The organism is Sinorhizobium americanum, from assembly GCF_001651855.1.
Lineage (GTDB): Bacteria > Pseudomonadota > Alphaproteobacteria > Rhizobiales > Rhizobiaceae > Sinorhizobium > Sinorhizobium americanum.
In genome coordinates this window covers 180477-197097 of record NZ_LNQC01000076.1, presented here as the reverse complement: position 1 = coordinate 197097, position 16621 = coordinate 180477, and the positions used below count along the sequence as shown (strand labels likewise).

16 protein-coding genes are annotated in these 16621 nt (G+C 63.4%); 7 read left to right on the top strand and 9 right to left on the bottom strand.

The window, feature by feature from the left end:
• The first annotated feature begins 64 nt into the window (after positions 1–64).
• A complete protein-coding gene (locus tag ATC00_RS25025; protein ID WP_064254830.1) occupies positions 65–1006 on the top strand; it encodes a glycoside hydrolase family 26 protein in 942 nt (313 codons plus the stop codon).
• Positions 1007–1123: 117 nt separating this feature from the next.
• On the opposite strand, the gene ATC00_RS25020 is transcribed toward ATC00_RS25025, so the two are convergent.
• The 9 genes from ATC00_RS25020 to ATC00_RS24980 form a co-directional block, all read right to left on the bottom strand.
• Entirely contained in the window at positions 1124–1432 is a 309-nt protein-coding gene (locus ATC00_RS25020; protein WP_064254829.1) for a hypothetical protein, read from the bottom strand.
• Between the two features lie 285 nt (positions 1433–1717).
• On the bottom strand, positions 1718–2149 hold the full coding sequence (arsC, locus tag ATC00_RS25015) for an arsenate reductase (glutaredoxin) (RefSeq protein ID WP_064254828.1): 432 nt from the start codon (positions 2147–2149) through the stop codon (positions 1718–1720).
• Positions 2150–2300: 151 nt separating this feature from the next.
• Complete coding sequence (locus ATC00_RS25010; RefSeq protein WP_064254958.1) at positions 2301–3074, bottom strand: intradiol ring-cleavage dioxygenase; 774 nt, start codon at positions 3072–3074, stop codon at positions 2301–2303.
• A gap of 121 nt (positions 3075–3195) precedes the next feature.
• Complete coding sequence (locus ATC00_RS25005) at positions 3196–4500, bottom strand: Gfo/Idh/MocA family protein (RefSeq protein WP_082912549.1); 1305 nt, start codon at positions 4498–4500, stop codon at positions 3196–3198.
• A 162-nt stretch (positions 4501–4662) separates the two neighbouring features.
• Positions 4663–5487 carry a sugar phosphate isomerase/epimerase family protein gene (locus ATC00_RS25000; RefSeq protein ID WP_064254826.1) on the bottom strand — a complete coding sequence of 275 codons (825 nt, stop codon included), beginning with the start codon at positions 5485–5487 and terminating at the stop codon, positions 4663–4665.
• Between the two features lie 18 nt (positions 5488–5505).
• Positions 5506–6927 (bottom strand): enolase-like domain-containing protein, encoded by a 1422-nt coding sequence (locus ATC00_RS24995; RefSeq protein WP_064254825.1) that lies wholly within the window; start codon positions 6925–6927, stop codon positions 5506–5508.
• Between the two features lie 7 nt (positions 6928–6934).
• A complete protein-coding gene (locus ATC00_RS24990; protein WP_064254824.1) occupies positions 6935–8098 on the bottom strand; it encodes a dihydrodipicolinate synthase family protein in 1164 nt (387 codons plus the stop codon).
• Positions 8099–8101: 3 nt separating this feature from the next.
• Positions 8102–9250: a Gfo/Idh/MocA family protein gene (locus ATC00_RS24985; RefSeq protein WP_064254823.1), complete on the bottom strand. Its 1149-nt coding sequence runs from the start codon at positions 9248–9250 to the stop codon at positions 8102–8104.
• Between the two features lie 123 nt (positions 9251–9373).
• The gene (locus tag ATC00_RS24980) at positions 9374–10054 is read right to left on the bottom strand and encodes a TetR family transcriptional regulator (RefSeq protein ID WP_064254822.1); all 681 of its coding nucleotides are present in this window, start codon (positions 10052–10054) and stop codon (positions 9374–9376) included.
• A 211-nt stretch (positions 10055–10265) separates the two neighbouring features.
• Between ATC00_RS24980 and ATC00_RS24975 the strand changes: the two genes are divergently transcribed.
• The 6 genes from ATC00_RS24975 to ATC00_RS24950 are packed head-to-tail and all read left to right on the top strand — an operon-like array spanning position 10266 to position 16608.
• Positions 10266–11552, top strand: coding sequence for an ABC transporter substrate-binding protein (locus ATC00_RS24975; RefSeq protein WP_064254821.1), 1287 nt, complete (start codon positions 10266–10268; stop codon positions 11550–11552).
• Between the two features lie 5 nt (positions 11553–11557).
• Complete coding sequence (locus tag ATC00_RS24970) at positions 11558–12514, top strand: carbohydrate ABC transporter permease (RefSeq protein ID WP_037380364.1); 957 nt, start codon at positions 11558–11560, stop codon at positions 12512–12514.
• The gene (locus ATC00_RS24965; protein WP_037380368.1) at positions 12507–13394 is read left to right on the top strand and encodes a carbohydrate ABC transporter permease; all 888 of its coding nucleotides are present in this window, start codon (positions 12507–12509) and stop codon (positions 13392–13394) included. Before ATC00_RS24970 ends, ATC00_RS24965 begins: the two co-directional genes overlap by 8 nt.
• A 22-nt stretch (positions 13395–13416) precedes the next feature.
• Complete coding sequence (locus ATC00_RS24960) at positions 13417–14433, top strand: Gfo/Idh/MocA family protein (RefSeq protein ID WP_064254820.1); 1017 nt, start codon at positions 13417–13419, stop codon at positions 14431–14433.
• Between the two features lies 1 nt (position 14434).
• The gene (locus ATC00_RS24955; RefSeq protein ID WP_064254819.1) at positions 14435–15508 is read left to right on the top strand and encodes a Gfo/Idh/MocA family protein; all 1074 of its coding nucleotides are present in this window, start codon (positions 14435–14437) and stop codon (positions 15506–15508) included.
• 20 nt (positions 15509–15528) lie between these two features.
• Complete coding sequence (locus tag ATC00_RS24950) at positions 15529–16608, top strand: ABC transporter ATP-binding protein (protein ID WP_064254818.1); 1080 nt, start codon at positions 15529–15531, stop codon at positions 16606–16608.
• Positions 16609–16621: the final 13 nt, after the last annotated feature.

The window sequence follows — 16621 nt, the reverse complement described above, 5'->3', positions numbered from 1 at the left end:
CGGCTCGACCTCACAAGGCTCGTCGAACCAGGACCATGAAACAGACCGCAGATGGAGCGACAGGATGAACAGGACATCAAGGACAATCGGCTTCGCCCTTGCCAGCCTCATGCTCTCAGGGGCCGTGCTGGCGGCGAGCTCCCCCAGCGGTCGTGCCGGAAATGCAGCCGAAACAATAGACAAGCGGCCGATCCTCACCCAAGACTCGATCACCTTCGGTGCCTATGATCCGCATGGAGACTTCGAGGAGCAGTCGGCTTCCAGGATTGAACACCTCTTCCTGCCCTGGGAAGACGTCGATCTCACAACCTTGAACATAGCCGATGAATACGCCCACGCGCGCGGACGTACGCTGATGATCACCATCGAGCCCTGGTCCTGGTCGCCCAAATGGCGCCTGTCGTCGCAGGGGCTGCTCAGAAGCATTCTCGGCGGGGAGCGAGACCAGAACATGGCTGCGGTCTGCTCAACGGCTGCCATGCTGAAAAGCCCGCTCATCATCCGCTGGGGCCAGGAAATGGACGAGACGGACAACCAGTTCTCCTGGGCGCACTGGCAGGGCACGGAATTCGCCGCCGCCTTTCGCCGGATAGTCAAGGTCTGCCGCGAGCATCTGAAAGATGCGAAGTTCATGTGGTCGCCCAAAGGCAACGAGGGGCTCGAGGCCTTCTATCCCGGTGACGACGTCGTCGACGTCATCGGCCTCTCGGTCTTCGGCTATCAGAAATACGATCAGGACAAGACCGGCCGCGATCAGACATTCGTCGAGCGACTGGCGCCGGGCTACGAGCGCGTCAAGACCTACGGCAAGCCGATCATCGTTGCCGAACTCGGCTATGAAGGCGATGCCTCCTATGTCAACGGCTGGGCCGAAAACGTGGCAAAGCGCCACACCGAATTCCCCGCGCTCACCGCCGTCGTCTACTTCAACGATCGTGAAATCTATGACTGGCCGGACGGTTATGGCCGGCCGGACTGGCGCGTCGTTCGAGAGACATCCAATTGATTAGAATCTGCATGTCCGCGTCTCACCGGAGACATGCAGTAGGAGTTGCGCATTCCCGAGCCGGCGCAAAATCCGGCTCCGCAGATGAGCCCCCGGCCTCGGCGCGCAACTCCGCCCCTATCTCAAGAAGCAGCTTGACGTTCTGCCGAACCCGCTCGGCGTGCAGATATAGGGGGCGCGGCCGAGATAGGTGGTGCGCACAACCTTGACCGCCCGCTGGGTTGTGATAACAGGCTTGATCCTGGCAGTCTTCTTGGCCGGCACGGCATAGCCGACCTCTTTCGTCAGCGAGGCGGTCTTGATGCTTTGGTCCGCAGTGGTCGAGCACCCGGTGAGCGTCGCGGCCACGAGCACGGCAAGCGCGTAACGAACCAACTTCCCGCAGCTGCCGAATGTCCTGGACGAAATCTTCCCCTGCACTTTCACGGCTCGAACTCCCCTCCGATCTGATGGGAGCACCGTACCGGCGAGGCTTTAAGTCGCCGTGCAGAAAATACTTACAACTTGAGCGATTGCGCGAGAAACGGGCGACTCGCCCTCTCCCGCTTCGCAGAAATGCGGCAAGAAGAAAGAGATAGAGGGGCGGCACGAATGCATGTGAGCACCCTACTCTCCTGCATGTCGCCCAAAAGTTGCGGCGGTTTGGGATGCGACATGCACAGAAACCATGACCTAGGCGCGTCGCGTGAGTACGCTTGAACGCGGCGCGCTTTAGACGCGGCGGCCGCTCGCATCGACGACCTTTTCGCCGTCCTCCTTCGCGAAGGCGCCCTGCTGTTCTTGGGGCAGGATATCCAGCACCGTCTCCGACGGACGGCACAGTTTTACCCCGAGCGGCGAAACGACGATCGGCCGGTTGATCAGGATCGGATGCGCGAGCATCGCATCGAGAAGCTGGTCGTCGGTCAGGCTCGTATCCGAAAGGCCGAGCTCGGCATAGGGTGTCCCCTTCTCCCGCAACAGCTCCCGCGTCGAAATGCCCATGCGTGCGATCAGCTGCTGAAGTTCCGCACGGCTTGGCGGCGTCTTCAGATATTCGATCACCTGCGGTTCGATGCCGGCGTTGCGGATCATCGCGAGCGTGTTGCGCGAGGTGCCGCAGGCTGGATTGTGGTAGATGACAATATCGACGGGATCGTTCATCGACGTCAGGTCCTTTTCGAATGCTTGTCGCCAAACTGTGCAGCGGTTTTGGGACAACGACAGGCACAAAGCAAGGATCAAAAGCGTTCCAGTCGCCCCGATCTCGCCGAGCTTGGCTCGCGGGCTTCTTTCAGCGGGTGAAGCAGCGGGATCAGGCCGCAACGCCGATCGTATAGCTTGCCTGCAGCACGCCGGTATCGAGCTTCTCGAAATCGAAGATGAACCGAGCGGCATCGCTCGAGGCGAACACCGTATCACCGCCGTTCATGGTGGCGCGCACCGGCCGCGCCGCATAGTCCGGATGCCCCTGATAGACGAGATCGCTCAAGGCGTCGTCGAAGAGAAGCTGGCTGACGAGCAATTCGCGGTCGCCGAGCAGAATGCGCAGATGAATATGGACGGCACGGCTCGGATACCAGCCGGGATAAACGGTGAGGAAGCTGACGACGCCATTGGCATCGCTGACCTGCCGGCCGCGCAGGAAGCTGGTGGCTCTGGCCTCGGCATCGTCGGCATTGCACATCGTCGCCGCCTCGCCCGAATAGACGCCGCGCGCATCCGCATGCCATATCTCGACATCCGCTCCCTCGACAGGCTTGCAGGTCGACGCCTCGGCAAGGCGAAGGCTGATGCGGGTCGGCAATCCCGTCACGCCCTCGGTGACGTCGCTGCGGATCGGCACGTCGTTTGTGTGGCAGGGGCCGAGCGTCTGGGCGAGCGTCGCGATGCATTGCGGCTCGGCCCGGAAGATCGGCTCCGGCAAGACACCATTGATCCCCGCCGTGCCGCCCGCCCGGAAGTCCGACGCCTTCCAATCAAAACTCTGGAGGGAGATCGGCTCCCCGCCGCGGCTGCGGGCCATGAAGGCGATCCCGGATCCCGCAACAAGGGCGCCGCCGCCGAGAATGATCGTTCTTCGTTTCATCGGCATCGGAGCGCTCCGTTTACGAGGTCGAGGTGCGAGCCGACCGATAGCGTAATCCGGTCTCGGAGCGAAGTTACGCTTTTGTAATGACGAAACGAAGCGGAAGCTCTCCAGTCCGACGTTATCGGCGTCCGGCGGAGGCCGAGGATTGCGCCGCGAACCGCGCAACGGACCGCTCCTCGAAGAGATCCGGCATAAGATCGGCCAGCCGTACCTGTGTCCCGCTGCGCGAGCTTTCCAGCGCGGCGATACCGCAGAGAACCGATAGCGCCCCCGCCCGGGCGCCGGCTCGCTGTCCGAGCGGGTCGGCGATGCCGGGCTTGAAGATCATATTGCGCATGCGGTCGTCGCCACCATAGTGGCCGCCCGAGGAATGCGGCACTTTGATGCGCTCGACGGGCGGCTGACCCTTCGGGAAATTGCGGACGAGCAGGATGACGTCCTCGGGCGGCGTCTCCCAGGGCTGATCCTCGTATTGGCGCAGTTCGATCCGTCCCTTCGTTCCGTTGAAGGCGATGTGGTGGCCCTCGATCGGCTGGAAGGTGTTCAGCGAATAGGAGACATGGACGTCGTTGTGGTAGCGAATATTGGCGACCATCGTGTCCGGAATGTCGATATCCTCGCGGAAGACGCAGCCGTCGCGGAAATAGCCGTCGATTTCCGACGGCTGCTCGTAGAGTGCGTCGAGGAACGGATCGGCGCCGATATCGAGATAGAAGTCGCAGCTTTTCTTGTGCGGACAGAGCTTGCAGCGCGGGCCGCGGAACGGCCCCTTGCGGCCGTACATCTGCAACTCGGCAAAGGCGCTGACCGTGTCCGGCTCGCTGTCGAGATACCAGTTCAAAAGGTCGAAGTGATGCGTCGCCTTGTGGACGAAGAGGCTGCCGGAGCGGTCCGCATAGGCATGCCAGCGGCGGAAATAGTCGGCGCCGTGGCGGGTGTCGAGATACCAGTGGAAGTCGACCGAGGTGACGCGGCCGATTTCGTCAGCATTGATGAGTTCCTTGATGCGCGCCGCCGTCGGCGCGAAGCGGTAGTTGAAGGAGACATCCACACGCTGCCCGGTGCGCTCCTCCGCATCGAGAATGCGGCGGATCTTTTCGACGGTCGTCGCCATCGGCTTCTCGGTGATGACGTCGGCGCCGGATTCGAGCGCCTTGACGACGATGTCGTCATGGGTGTCGTCCGGGGTGCAGACGATCACCAGGTCCGGCCGCGTCTCAGTCAGCATAGCGTCGACATTGCCATAGATCGGCGCATTGCTGGCGATCATCGTGCGGGCACGCTCCGCCCGCAGCGCATTGGTATCGGCTATGGCGACGAGATCGACGAAACCGCGCCAGCCGGCGAGAAGATCCCTCCCCCACATGGTGGTGCCACGATTGCCGGTGCCGACCAGCGCAAAACGACGTTTGTCATCCATCATCTCTCACGCAATCCTGTCTGGAGTGGCGCCGCGCGACCGGCGGCAGGAAGAACAACATGTAAATTTAGAATACATGCTAGCGGGCCGTTATCAGCGAAAGTCAACCAAGAAACCCGGAAATCCGCCTCCTGCTTGTAAGACGCATATCCGAGTTCGCCCTTCTCAGCAGCAGCTTCGGAAGCGTTCGACGCAGGTGGCGATCACCTCCTCGGCCGGACGCTTCCACCAGTTGTCGGCGGAGAAGATTTCGACCTCCTGGGCTCCAAGGAAGCCCGCCGCCTCGATCATGCCGCGGATTCCCTTGAGGTCGATGACGCCGTCACCCATCATGCCGCGATCGGTGAGCATGTCCTTCGTCGGCACCAGCCAGTCGCAGATGTGATGTGCGAGGATCGCCTTCATCCGGCCCGCCCGGGCGATCTGCTTGGCGAGATCCGGATCCCACCAGACATGGTAGACGTCGATCGCGACACCGACGCCCGCGCCCAGCGCCTCGCAGATGTCGAGCGCCTGGCCGAGTGTGTTCACGCAGGCCCGGTCGGCCGCATACATCGGGTGGAGCGGTTCGATCGCCAGCGGCACTTGCGCCGCGCGTGCATGCGGCAGGACGGCGGCGATGCCCTCCTCGACCATGCGGCGCGCCCGATCAATGTCCTTCGATCCGTCGGGAAGGCCGCCGACGACGAGGACGAGGCAGTCCGCACCGAGCGCCGCCGCCTCGTCGATCGCGCGCCTGTTGTCGTCGAGCGCCTTTTCGCGGCCCAGGGCATCCGCCGCCGGAAAGAAGCCGCCGCGGCAGAGGCCCGTCAGCTTCAAGCCGTTCGAATGGACGATCCGGGCGGCTTCATCGAGACCGATCGCCGCCACCTGATCGCGCCACGGCGCAATCGCGGTGATGCCGTGCTTCAGGCAAACATCCACGGCCTCGGCAAAGCCGCATTGTTCGCGGATCGTCGCCAGATTGATCGAAAGACCCTCGACCTGCATGTGTTCTCCTCCCGTTTCTCATGAACCCACCGCCATCGACGCCCAGTCCGGCTCGACCGAGGAGCCGAGGCCGGCCGCCCGCAAGACGGATGCAAAGGTGATTTCGCCGTTTCGGATGGCGAGACGCGCCGGTCCGGCGGCGCTTTCGTAAAGCTCGCCATGGGCCGCAAGATAGGCGGCCTGCTCCGCCTCCGGCGCTCGCCCCATGCCGTCGACATAGTGATGGCCGTTGCGCTCGATATGCCCGGCGCCGATGAGCGCTGCCAGCACGAGATCCTGTTGAAGGCCAAGACCGGCCTGCGTCGTCAGGTCCTCGGCGGACATGAAGTACCGGCTGTTCCCGGCATCGCCATTCCATTTCTCGACGCGGGCGCGATTGATCAGCGAGCGATAAAAGCCTTTGCAGGATTTTGACGAAATGCCGGAATAGCCGAGCTCGCGGGCACGCAAAAAGGACCCGACATCGCCATCGGACTCGTCGATCTCGAGCGGCAAGCGCTCGGCAAGCGTCACAACCGGTTTCGACAGCGCCTCGGCGCGCGCGATCGGCTGCTCGAAGAACAGCACGGATGCCCGCAATCCTTGCAGGCGCGGCTCCTTCTCGATCCGGTCGAGAAGGTCGGCGACCACTGCGCCGCTTTCGAACTGCTCATTGCCGTCGAGCGTCACCCGATAGGTTTCGTCAATGCGATCGAGCACCGCGGCGATCGCGACGAGACGCTCGCAATCTTCGGCGGGACGGCCGGAAACCTTGATCTTGAACCATCGGTGGCGATAGGCGGCGATCACCTCGTCCAGCGTCTGCGGCAGTCCGTCATCGAGCCGCTGCCCCGGCTCCAGGTCGACCGCACGCAAGACATCCGCAAGGCCGATCGTGTGGCGGACGGCCAGCGTCGGCGAAGGCGCCATGCGCGACAGGAAGCGGGCGAGATCGAAGCCGGCGAGATCGGGCGCGGTGGCGTCGGATATCCCGAGCAGATTGCGCGTGACTGCCTCTGCGGCGCTGACGCCGTTCATGCGGCACATTGCATCGATGATGGCGCGGTCAACAAGCGCCAGCCCGTAAGAGGCGACCAACGCCGGCAGGCCGCGCCGCGCCGCATTCCGGTGATGGTCCGCCTCCGCGGCGGTATGCAAGCCGAATGCCGTATCAGCCTTCAGCGACCGCAACCCGCCGATCGCCAGGCGAAGCGAGATGCGGAGCTGCTCGACATTGTCTCCGGGCGACAATTCCGGATTCTTGTCGAACCATCTCGGCATCATCATTTCGGCCGACCAGCCGGTGCCCGAGCGGCCGCGTTCATCCTCGATCCGCACCCGAACGAAAACCTGCGGCGCGTTATCGACACGCGCCGCCCCGAAGCGGAAGGGAAAGCGGAAGTCGACGGGCCGCTCGAAGACCTCCGCCTCGACGAGCCTGATGCGAGGAGCTTCGCTCATGGCCGCCTCAGTCGATGCCGTGAACGGCAAGCACGCGCTTCATGCGCGCGACCGCCAGTTCCGGATTGGCGAGCGCGCCTGCCCTGTCCGCCAGTCGGAACAGTTCGGAGAGATGAGCCAGCGACCGGGCGCTCTGCTGGCCGCCGATCATCGCGAAATGATCCTGCAAGCCGTTGAGATAGGCGAGGAAGACGACGCCGGTCTTGTAGAAGCGCGTCGGCGCCTTGAAGATATGCCGCGACAGCGGCACGGTCGGCTCGAGCAGTTCGAAGAACGCGCCGTTCCGCCCCTCGCCGAGCGCCTCCAGCGCCGCCGAAGCCACCGGCGCGATCGCGTCAAAGATGCCGAGCAGCGCGTCGGAATGGCCCTGTTCGTCGCCGGCGATCAGTTCGGCATAGTTGAAGTCGTCGCCGGTATACATGCGCACGCCCTTTGGCAATTGCCGGCGCATGGCGATCTCCTTCTCCTTGGAAAGCAGCGAGATCTTGATGCCGTCGACCTTTGCGGCATGCGCCTCGATGACCTTGAGGCAGGTCTTCATCGCCTCCATGTGGTCGGCATTGCCCCAATAGCCTTGAAGCGCCGGGTCGAACATCTCGCCGAGCCAATGGATGATCACCGGCTGCTTCACCTGCGAGAGCACCCGGTCATAGACGCGGACATAGTCGTCCGGGCTCCTGGCGGCCGCGGCGAGCGCCCGGCTCGCCATCAGGATGATCCGTCCGCCTTCGGCTTCGATCGTCTCGATCTGGCTCTCATAGGCCTCGAGGATGGCGTCGATCGTCACCTCCGGGCCCGGCGCCAGATGGTCTGTGCCGGCACCGCATGCAATCAGCGCACCCGGGCGATCGCGCGCTTCTGCAAGCGCCCGGCGGATGAGCTCGCGGGCCTCCGGCCAGCCAAGTCCCATGCCGCGCTGGGCCGTGTCCATCGCTTCGGCGACCCCGAGGCCGAGGTCCCAGAGCCGGTGGCGGAAGGCGAGCGTCCGCTCCCAATCGATCGCGGGTTTAAGCCACGGATCGTTGTCGGCGAGCGGATCGGCGACAACATGCGCCGCCGCGAAGGCGACGCGTGGGAAAGCGGCCGCCTCCCGCTTCCTCAACGGAACCGACCGGCCGGTGAGCTCGTAGCGGACAAGCCTGCCCTCAAGGGGAAGATCGATGCTCGCCATGGCTTAGAACTCCAATTCCGGAACGTCGAGCCAGCGGCGCTCTTCCCAGGACTTCAGTCCCATCTCGGCGAGTTGCACGCCCTTGGCGCCGGCCTCGAGCCCGTAGGGCCACGGGGCGTCCTCGGCGACGTGGCGCAGGAACATTTCCCACTGCGCCTTGAAGCCGTTGTCGAAGATCTGCGTGTCGGGCACCTCGTCCCAGGTCCTGTAGAAATCGATGGTCTGCGGCTGATCCGGGTTCCAGACCGGCTTCGGCGTGTTGACGCGGTGCTGGGTCCAGCATTTTGTCAGACCGGCGACGGCCGAACCGTGCGTCCCGTCGACCTGGAAGGTGACGAGATCGTCGCGGCGCACACGCACGGCCCAGGAGGAGTTGATCTGCGCGATCACTCCGCCCTCGAGCTCGAAGGTGGCATAGGCCGCATCGTCCGTATCGCAATCATAGGTCCGGCCCTGCTCGTCGACGCGGTTCGGGATGTGGGTGGCGCCAAGGCATGATACGGCCTTGACCTCGCCGAAGAGATTGTCGAGCACATAGCGCCAATGGCAGAGCATATCGAGAATGATGCCGCCGCCGTCGTTCTTGCGGTAGTTCCAGGAGGGCCGCTGGGCCGGCACGCCCCAGTCGCCCTCGAACACCCAGTAGCCGAACTCCCCGCGCACCGAGAGAATCTTGCCGAAGAAGCCCGACTCCTTGAGCAGCGCCAGCTTGCGCAGGCCGGGCAGGAATAATTTATCCTGCACCACCCCGTGCTTCAGTCCGGAAGCGCGCGCCTTCCGGGCCAGCTTGACGGCGATTTTCAGATCATCGGAGATCGGCTTCTCGCAATAGACATGTTTGCCGGCATCGAGCGCCCTGCCGATCAGCTCGGCGCGCATCAGCGTCGTGCCGGCATCGAAGAAGATCTGGTCGTTCGGATCCGATAGCGCCGCGTCGAGGTCGGTCGACCAGCGGGCGATGTTGTGGCGCTTTGCCAGTTGCTCCATCTTGTCGCGGTTGCGCCCGACGATGATCGGATCGACCTCCAGCCGCTCGCCGGATTTGAGCGCAATGCCGCCCTGATCGCGAATGGCCAGTATCGAGCGCACGAGGTGCTGGTTGTAGCCCATCCGGCCCGTGACACCGTGCAGAATTATTCCCAAACGTGGCATGCGGCTTCCTCCCTGACAGGTCTCGTGGGAGTGGACCAGCCCTCCCAAAGCCAGTAACTAAACAGTTACTTTGTGACAGAGAGAAATCCCAGTTGTCAACATTAAAAACGACAGGACTGCGATTCAGCGGCGAATGGAGGCGAGAGTCACCTGGACGATGTGACGTCTCCAGTCCTCGAGATTGGACTCGTCCATGAGGTCGCGGTCGAAAATCGTCGTGAGCGTGTGTCGGTTGGAGAGATAGAAATAGCCGAGTGCGGCGATGGTCAGATAGACGTTCAAGGGATCGGCATCGACGCGGAACAGACCCTTCGCCTTGCCGCGGTCGAGCAGTTCGGCAAGCTTGTCGATGAAGTGCGAATGCAGTTCCTTGAGCCGCGTCGACTGGCGCAGCCAGCGAGCCCCGTGCAGGTTCTCGGTCCCGAGCAGGCTCAGGAATTCCGGGTGCTCCCGGAAGTATTTCCAGGTGAACATGGCAAGCTCCGCCACCCCCTGCTCCGGTGCCAAGTCGCTCAAGTTCAACGATCTTTCGGCCGTGCGAATGCCGATATAAGCCTCTTCCAGAACGGCAAGGTAGAGTTGCTCCTTGTCGCCGAAATAGTGATAGAGCATGCGCTTGTTGGTGCCGGCCCGCTCGGCGATCGCATCGACCCGGGCGCCGCCGATGCCATTCTCGGCGAACTCCACCGTCGCGGCGGCGAGGATCGAGGCGCGCGTGCGCTCCGGGTCGCGACTTCCGGCCCGCTCCGCCCGTCCGCCATTGCCTGCCTTTTTCGCCTTCCCTTGCGCCTGACCCTTGTCCATTCCGCCACCTCCGGCACCTCTTGCCAGCCGTGGCGATCGGTGCGACATTGTAAAAACATATTACAAGATAATGATACCTTCGCACACAACTGCTTGACAGGCTCATTGCTTGTCCATAGTTTGTAACCAATTAGTTATTTGTTGCAAGAGGACGGCGTAACGAAACCAGGGAACGGAACGTTGTGAGGCGTTCCTGAGGGAGGAGGAACCGATGACAATGCGCATGACCAGACGCAACGTGCTCGCCGGAGGGGCGGCACTTCTTTCATATTCCATGCTGGCATCAAGCGCGCTTTCTCAGGAAGCGCGGCTCAGAATGCTGTGGTGGGGCTCGCAGGCCCGCGCCGATCGCACCAACAAGGTCAACCAGCTCTTTCAGGAACAGAACCCGGGCGTCGCCATCAACGGCGAATTCCTCGGCTGGAGCGATTACTGGCCCCGGCTTGCGACCCAGGTCGCCGGCCGCAACGCGCCGGATATCATCCAGATGGACTATCGCTATATCGTCGAATATGCCCGCCGCGGCGCGCTGGCACCCCTCAACGATTATCTCGGCTCGGTGCTGAAGGTCGAGGATTTCGACGAGGTGCAGATCGAGGGCGGCAGCGTCGACGGCAAACTCTACGGCATCAGCCTCGGGGCCAATTCGGCAACGATGCTGGTCAATACGGTCGCCTTCCAGGAAGCCGGCATCGAGCTGCCGACGCCGTCCACCACCTGGGACGACATGGCGAAGATCGGCGCCGAGATCACCAAGGCCGGCAAGCGCAAGGGCTTTTTCGGCCTGGCGGACGGCAGCGGCGTCGAGCCGCTCCTCGAAAACTGGCTGCGCCAGCGCGGCAAGGCGCTGTTCACCGCCGACGGCAAGATCGCCTATGACGCCAACGACGCGGCCGAATGGTTCGCCATGTGGGCGGCGATGCGCGAGGCGAAGGCCTGCGTGCCGCCGGATATCCAGGCGCTCGATCAATTCAATCCCGAGACGAGCCCGCTGTCGCTCGGAAAGTCGGCGACATCCTACGCCCACTCCAACCAATTGGTCGCCTATCAGGGCATCAACAAGGACAAGCTGACGCTCAGGAACCACCCGCTGATCGGCAAGGACGCGAAAGGCGGCCACTACCGCAAGCCGTCGATGTTCTTCTCGGTCTCGGCACAGACCAAGGACCCGGAGCTCGGCGCCAAATATGTCAACTTCTTCGTCACGAACCCCAAGGCCGCCGAGGTCCTCGGCGTCGAGCGCGGCGTGCCGGAATCGAAGGCCGTCCGCGAGGGCCTGGCACCGACGCTCGACGAGCTCGGCCGCGCCGCACTCGACTACGTCTCGGGTCTCGGCCCGCTGGCCGGCGCCCTGCCGCCGCCGCCGCCTTCCGGCGCCGGCGAGGCTGAGCTGGCGCTCCGCACCGTCGCCGAACAGGTGGGCTTCGGCCAACTCGATGTGAAGCAGGGCGGCGAGACGCTGGTGAACGAGGTCACGCAGATCCTGTCGCGAGGGTAAGGGCTATGGCTGCCGTGCAGGATTCCGCCGTAGCCGTCGGTGCGGGCGCCAGAGGGCGCCCCGCCGCACAGGGCCGCTTCGCCGCCGTCTGGACAAACCATGGCGCCGGCTACATGTTCCTGTTGCCGTGGCTCGTCGGCTTCTTCGGGCTGACGCTCGGGCCTGCCGTCGCCTCGCTCTATCTCTCCTTCACCAGTTTCGACCTGATCCGCTCTCCGGAGTGGGTCGGGACGGCCAATTACGTCCGCATCGCCACGGCCGACCCGAAGTTCGCCGCCTCGCTGAAGGTGACGTTCCTCTATGTGGTGTTGTCGGTCCCCTTCAAGCTGGCCTTCGCATTGTTCGTCGCCATCCTTCTCGACCGCGGCGTCAAAGGTCTCACCGTCTATCGCGCCATCTTCTACCTGCCGTCGCTGCTCGGCGGCAGCGTGGCGATCGCCGTGCTCTGGCGGCAGCTCTTTGCCGGCGACGGACTGATCAACAGCCTGCTCGCCCAGTTCGGCATCGAAGGCCCAAGCTGGATCTCGCATCCGGACTATTCGATCTGGACGCTGGTCGTGCTGAGCGTCTGGCAGTTCGGTTCGCCGATGATCATCTTCCTCGCAGGCCTGCGGCAAATCCCGACCGACATGTACGAGGCGGCAAGTCTCGACGGGGCTTCGAAGTTCCGGCAGTTCTACAAGATCACCCTGCCGCTCTTGACGCCGGTGATCTTCTTCAATGCCGTGGTGCAGACGATCGAGGCCTTCAAGGCCTTCACCCCCGCCTTCATCATCTCCGGCGGCACCGGCGGGCCGATCAACTCGACGCTGTTCTACACCCTCTATCTCTATCAGGAGGCCTTCGGGAACTTCCGCATGGGCTATGCCTCGGCGCTCGCCTGGATCCTCGTGCTGATCATCGGCCTGTTCACGGCCTTCTCGTTCCTCACCTCTCGCTACTGGGTGCACTACGATGACTGACGCGACCATGAGCTCGATCACCGCGCCGCCCCCTCCGCCGGCCGGCCGCCGGAGCCCGCTCGGATCCGTGCTCATCCATGCCGGACTGATCGCTGCCTCCATCGCCATGCTCTATCCGCTGCTCTGGATGGTCTCGGCATCGATCCGGCCGGAGGACGAGATCTTCTCCTCGGCGACGCTCTGGCCCTCGTCGGTGGATTTTGCCTCCTATGTCCGCGGCTGGTTCGGGCTCGACGTCAGCTTCGGACGGTTCACCTGGAATTCGGTGGTGATCGCCGTTCTAACGGTCGTCGGCAATGTCGTCGCCTGCTCGCTCGCGGCCTACGCCTTCGCACGGCTGCGGTTTGCCGGCCGCAATTTCTGGTTCGCGATGATGCTCGGGACGATGATGATCCCCTATCACGTCACCCTCATCCCTCAATACGTACTGTTCCTCGATCTCGGCTGGGTCAACACCATCCTGCCGCTGGTCGTGCCGAAGTTCCTGGCGAGCGACGCCTTCTTCATCTTCCTGATGGTGCAGTTCTTCCGCGGCATTCCGCGCGAGCTCGACGAGGCGGCGATGATGGACGGCTGCGGCCCCTGGCGCATCTACTGGAAGATCATGCTGCCGCTGTCGCTCCCCGTGCTGGCGACCGCCGCGATCTTCTCCTTCATCTGGACCTGGGACGATTTCTTCGGGCCGCTGATCTACCTGAACGACATGAACACCTACACGATCCAGCTGGGCTTAAGAACCTTCGTCGACTCGAGCAGCACCTCCGACTGGGGCGGCCTCTTCGCCATGTCGACGCTGTCGCTGGTGCCGGTGTTCTTCTTCTTCCTGTTCTTCCAGCGCCTGCTGATCGAAGGCATCGCCACCACCGGCATGAAACGCTGACCGACGGAGATCAAAGACCATCATGACCGAATTGCGTTTCGCGGCCGTCGGCCTCAACCACAACCATATCTACGGTCAGGTGAATTGCCTCGTCCGCGCCGGCGCCCGCCTCGTCGGCTTCCACGAGCCGGACGATGCGCTGGCGGCGGAATTCGCGGGCATCTACAAGGATGCACCGCGCATTGCATCGCTCGACGAGATCCTCGAGGATGACAGCATCGGTCTCATCACTTCGGCCGCAGTCTCGGCCGATCGGGCGGAACTCGCAATCCGCGCCATGCAGTACGGCAAGGACGTGCTGACCGACAAGCCGGGCATGACTAGCCTCGACCAGCTCGCCAAGGTGCGCCGCGTCCAGGCGGAGACCGGACGGATTTACTCGATCCTCTATTCGGAGCATTTCGAAAGTCCGGCAACGGTCAGGGCCGGCGAGCTTGTCGCCGCCGGCGCGATCGGCGATGTCGTGCACCTCGTCGGCCTCGGCCCGCACCGGCTGCGTCGCGATACGCGGCCGGACTGGTTCTTCCGCCGGTCGCACTATGGCGGCATCCTTACCGACATCGCCTCGCATCAGTGCGAACAATTCCTGTTCTTCACCGGCGCCGACGACGCGGCCATCCTTTCGGCCAACGTCGACAACAGAAGCGTTCCCGACAAGCCGGAGCTGCAGGATTCCGGCAATATCCATCTATCGACGGGCGCGGCCACCGGCATGATCCATGTGAACTGGCTGACCCCGGACGGCATGCCGACCTGGGGCGACGGCCGGCTGTTCATCGTCGGCACGACCGGAACGATCGAAGTGCGCAAAACGGTCGATCTTGCCGGCCGCGTAGGGGCAAACCACCTCTTCCTCGCCGATCGCAACGGCGTCGAGCACATCGACTGCTCGGCCGTCGACCTGCCCTTCGGCCGCCAGCTGCTCAACGACATCCGCGACCGAACCGAAACCGCCATGCCGCAGCAGCGCTGCTTCAAGGCCATGGAACTTGCGCTTCGCGCCCAGGCGATCGCAGAACAGAACCGGGAAACGAACTGACATGAGCGTAAAGACAGTCGCCATCATCGGCTGCGGCATCGGCCGATTGCACATGATCGAGGGCTACCTGCCGCATCCGGACAAGTTCCGCGTCCAGGCCATCTGCGATCTCAACGAAGAGCGCCTCAACGAATTCGGCAACGAATTCGGCATCGCGAGCCGCACCACCTCCTTCGAGGACGTGCTTACCGACGAAACAATCGACATCATCGACATCTGCACGCCGCCCGGCATTCACCTTGAGCAGGTGATCGCGGCGCTTGCCGCCGGCAAGCACGTCATCTGCGAGAAACCGCTGACCGGCTCGCTCGCCGGCGTCGACAAGATCATCGAAGCGGAAAAGCGCGCCCGGGGGGTGCTGATGCCGATCTTCCAGTATCGCTATGGCGACGGCATTGAGAAGGCGAAGCGGATCATCGAGGCGGGCATTGCCGGCAAGCCCTATGTCGGGTCGGTCGAGACGTTCTGGCTGCGCAAGCCCGAATATTATTCGGTCCCCTGGCGCGGCAAATGGGCAACCGAGCTTGGCGGTGTGCTGGTCACCCATGCGCTGCATCTGCATGACATGCTGCTGCATCTCCTCGGTCCGGTCTCCAAGGTATTCGGCCGCGTCGCGACCCGCGTCAACGACATCGAGGTCGAGGATTGCGCCTCGGCGAGCCTGCTGATGCAGAACGGCGCCTTCGTGTCGCTCGCCTGCACGCTCGGATCGCAGGAGCAGATCAGCCGGCTCCGGCTGCATTTCGAGAACGTCACCTTCGAGAGCAGCCATGAACCCTATACGCCGGGCAAGGACCCCTGGAAGATCATCGCCGCCAATGAGGCGGTCCAATCTCAGATCGACGAGGTGATCGGCAACTGGCAGCCGGTGTCGCCGCGCTTCACCACCCAGATGGCGCATTTCCACGCCCATTTGAACGGCGCGGCCCCGCTGCCGGTGACGACGAAGGATGCCCGGCGGGCGCTGGAACTGGTGACGGCGATCTATCAGTCGGCGGATACCGGGCGGGAGATTTCACTGCCGATCGGACCGGAGAGCCCGAAATACGCCGATTGGCGCGCCAATACGCGATAGGCGCAGGGGAGGAATTGGAAATGGCAACCAGCGTCGTTCTTCAGAAGGTCGAGAAACGCTATGGCGCGCTCGACGTGATCCACGGCATCGACCTCACCATCGATCCCGGCGAATTCGCCGTCTTCGTCGGTCCGTCCGGCTGCGGCAAGTCCACCTTGCTTCGGATGATCGCCGGGCTCGAGGAGATTTCCGGCGGCACGCTGATGCTCGACAACGACCGGATGAACGAGGTGGCGCCGGCCAAACGCGGTATCGCCATGGTGTTCCAGTCCTATGCGCTCTACCCGCATATGTCGGTCTACAAGAACCTTGCCTTCGGCCTCGAGACGGCGGGCTACAGGAAGGCCGATATCGAGCCGAAGGTGCGGCGGGCCGCCGAGATCCTGCAGATCGAGAAGCTCCTTGACCGCAAACCGAAAGCGCTTTCCGGTGGCCAGCGACAGCGCGTCGCCATCGGCCGGGCGATCGTCCGCGAGCCGCGCATCTTTCTCTTCGACGAGCCGCTTTCCAACCTCGACGCGGAACTGCGCGTCCAGATGCGCGTCGAGATCTCCCGGCTTCACCGCGACCTCGGCAACACGATGATCTATGTGACCCACGACCAGGTGGAAGCGATGACCATGGCCGACAAGATCGTCGTCCTGAATTCCGGCCGCATTGAGCAGGTCGGCGCGCCGCTCGATCTCTACAATAATCCGGTCAACCGCTTCGTCGCCGGCTTCATCGGCAGCCCGAAAATGAACTTCCTGAAGGCGCGGATCGGTGCGGCCAGCGAAAACGAAACGGCAATCGAAGTCTGTGGCGGCACGATCCGCCTGCCGCGCCGCCTCAATGGGGCGGCGCACGGCCAAGAGGTCACCTTCGGCATTCGCCCCGAGCACCTTTCCGCCCGCGACAGCGGCATTGCGCTAGCAGCCGTCAATGTCGAGCTTGTCGAAAATCTCGGCGGCGAGACGATGCTCTACGGCATCACCCCCGACAGCCAGCAGCTGACCATCGCCCTCGAAGGCCAGCAGAAGGTGGAGCGAGGTGCCAATCTTTCGGTCTATTTCGATCCCGCCCGCTGCCACGTCTTCGGCTCGGACGGCAGGGCGATGTAGGCGTCAGTCAATA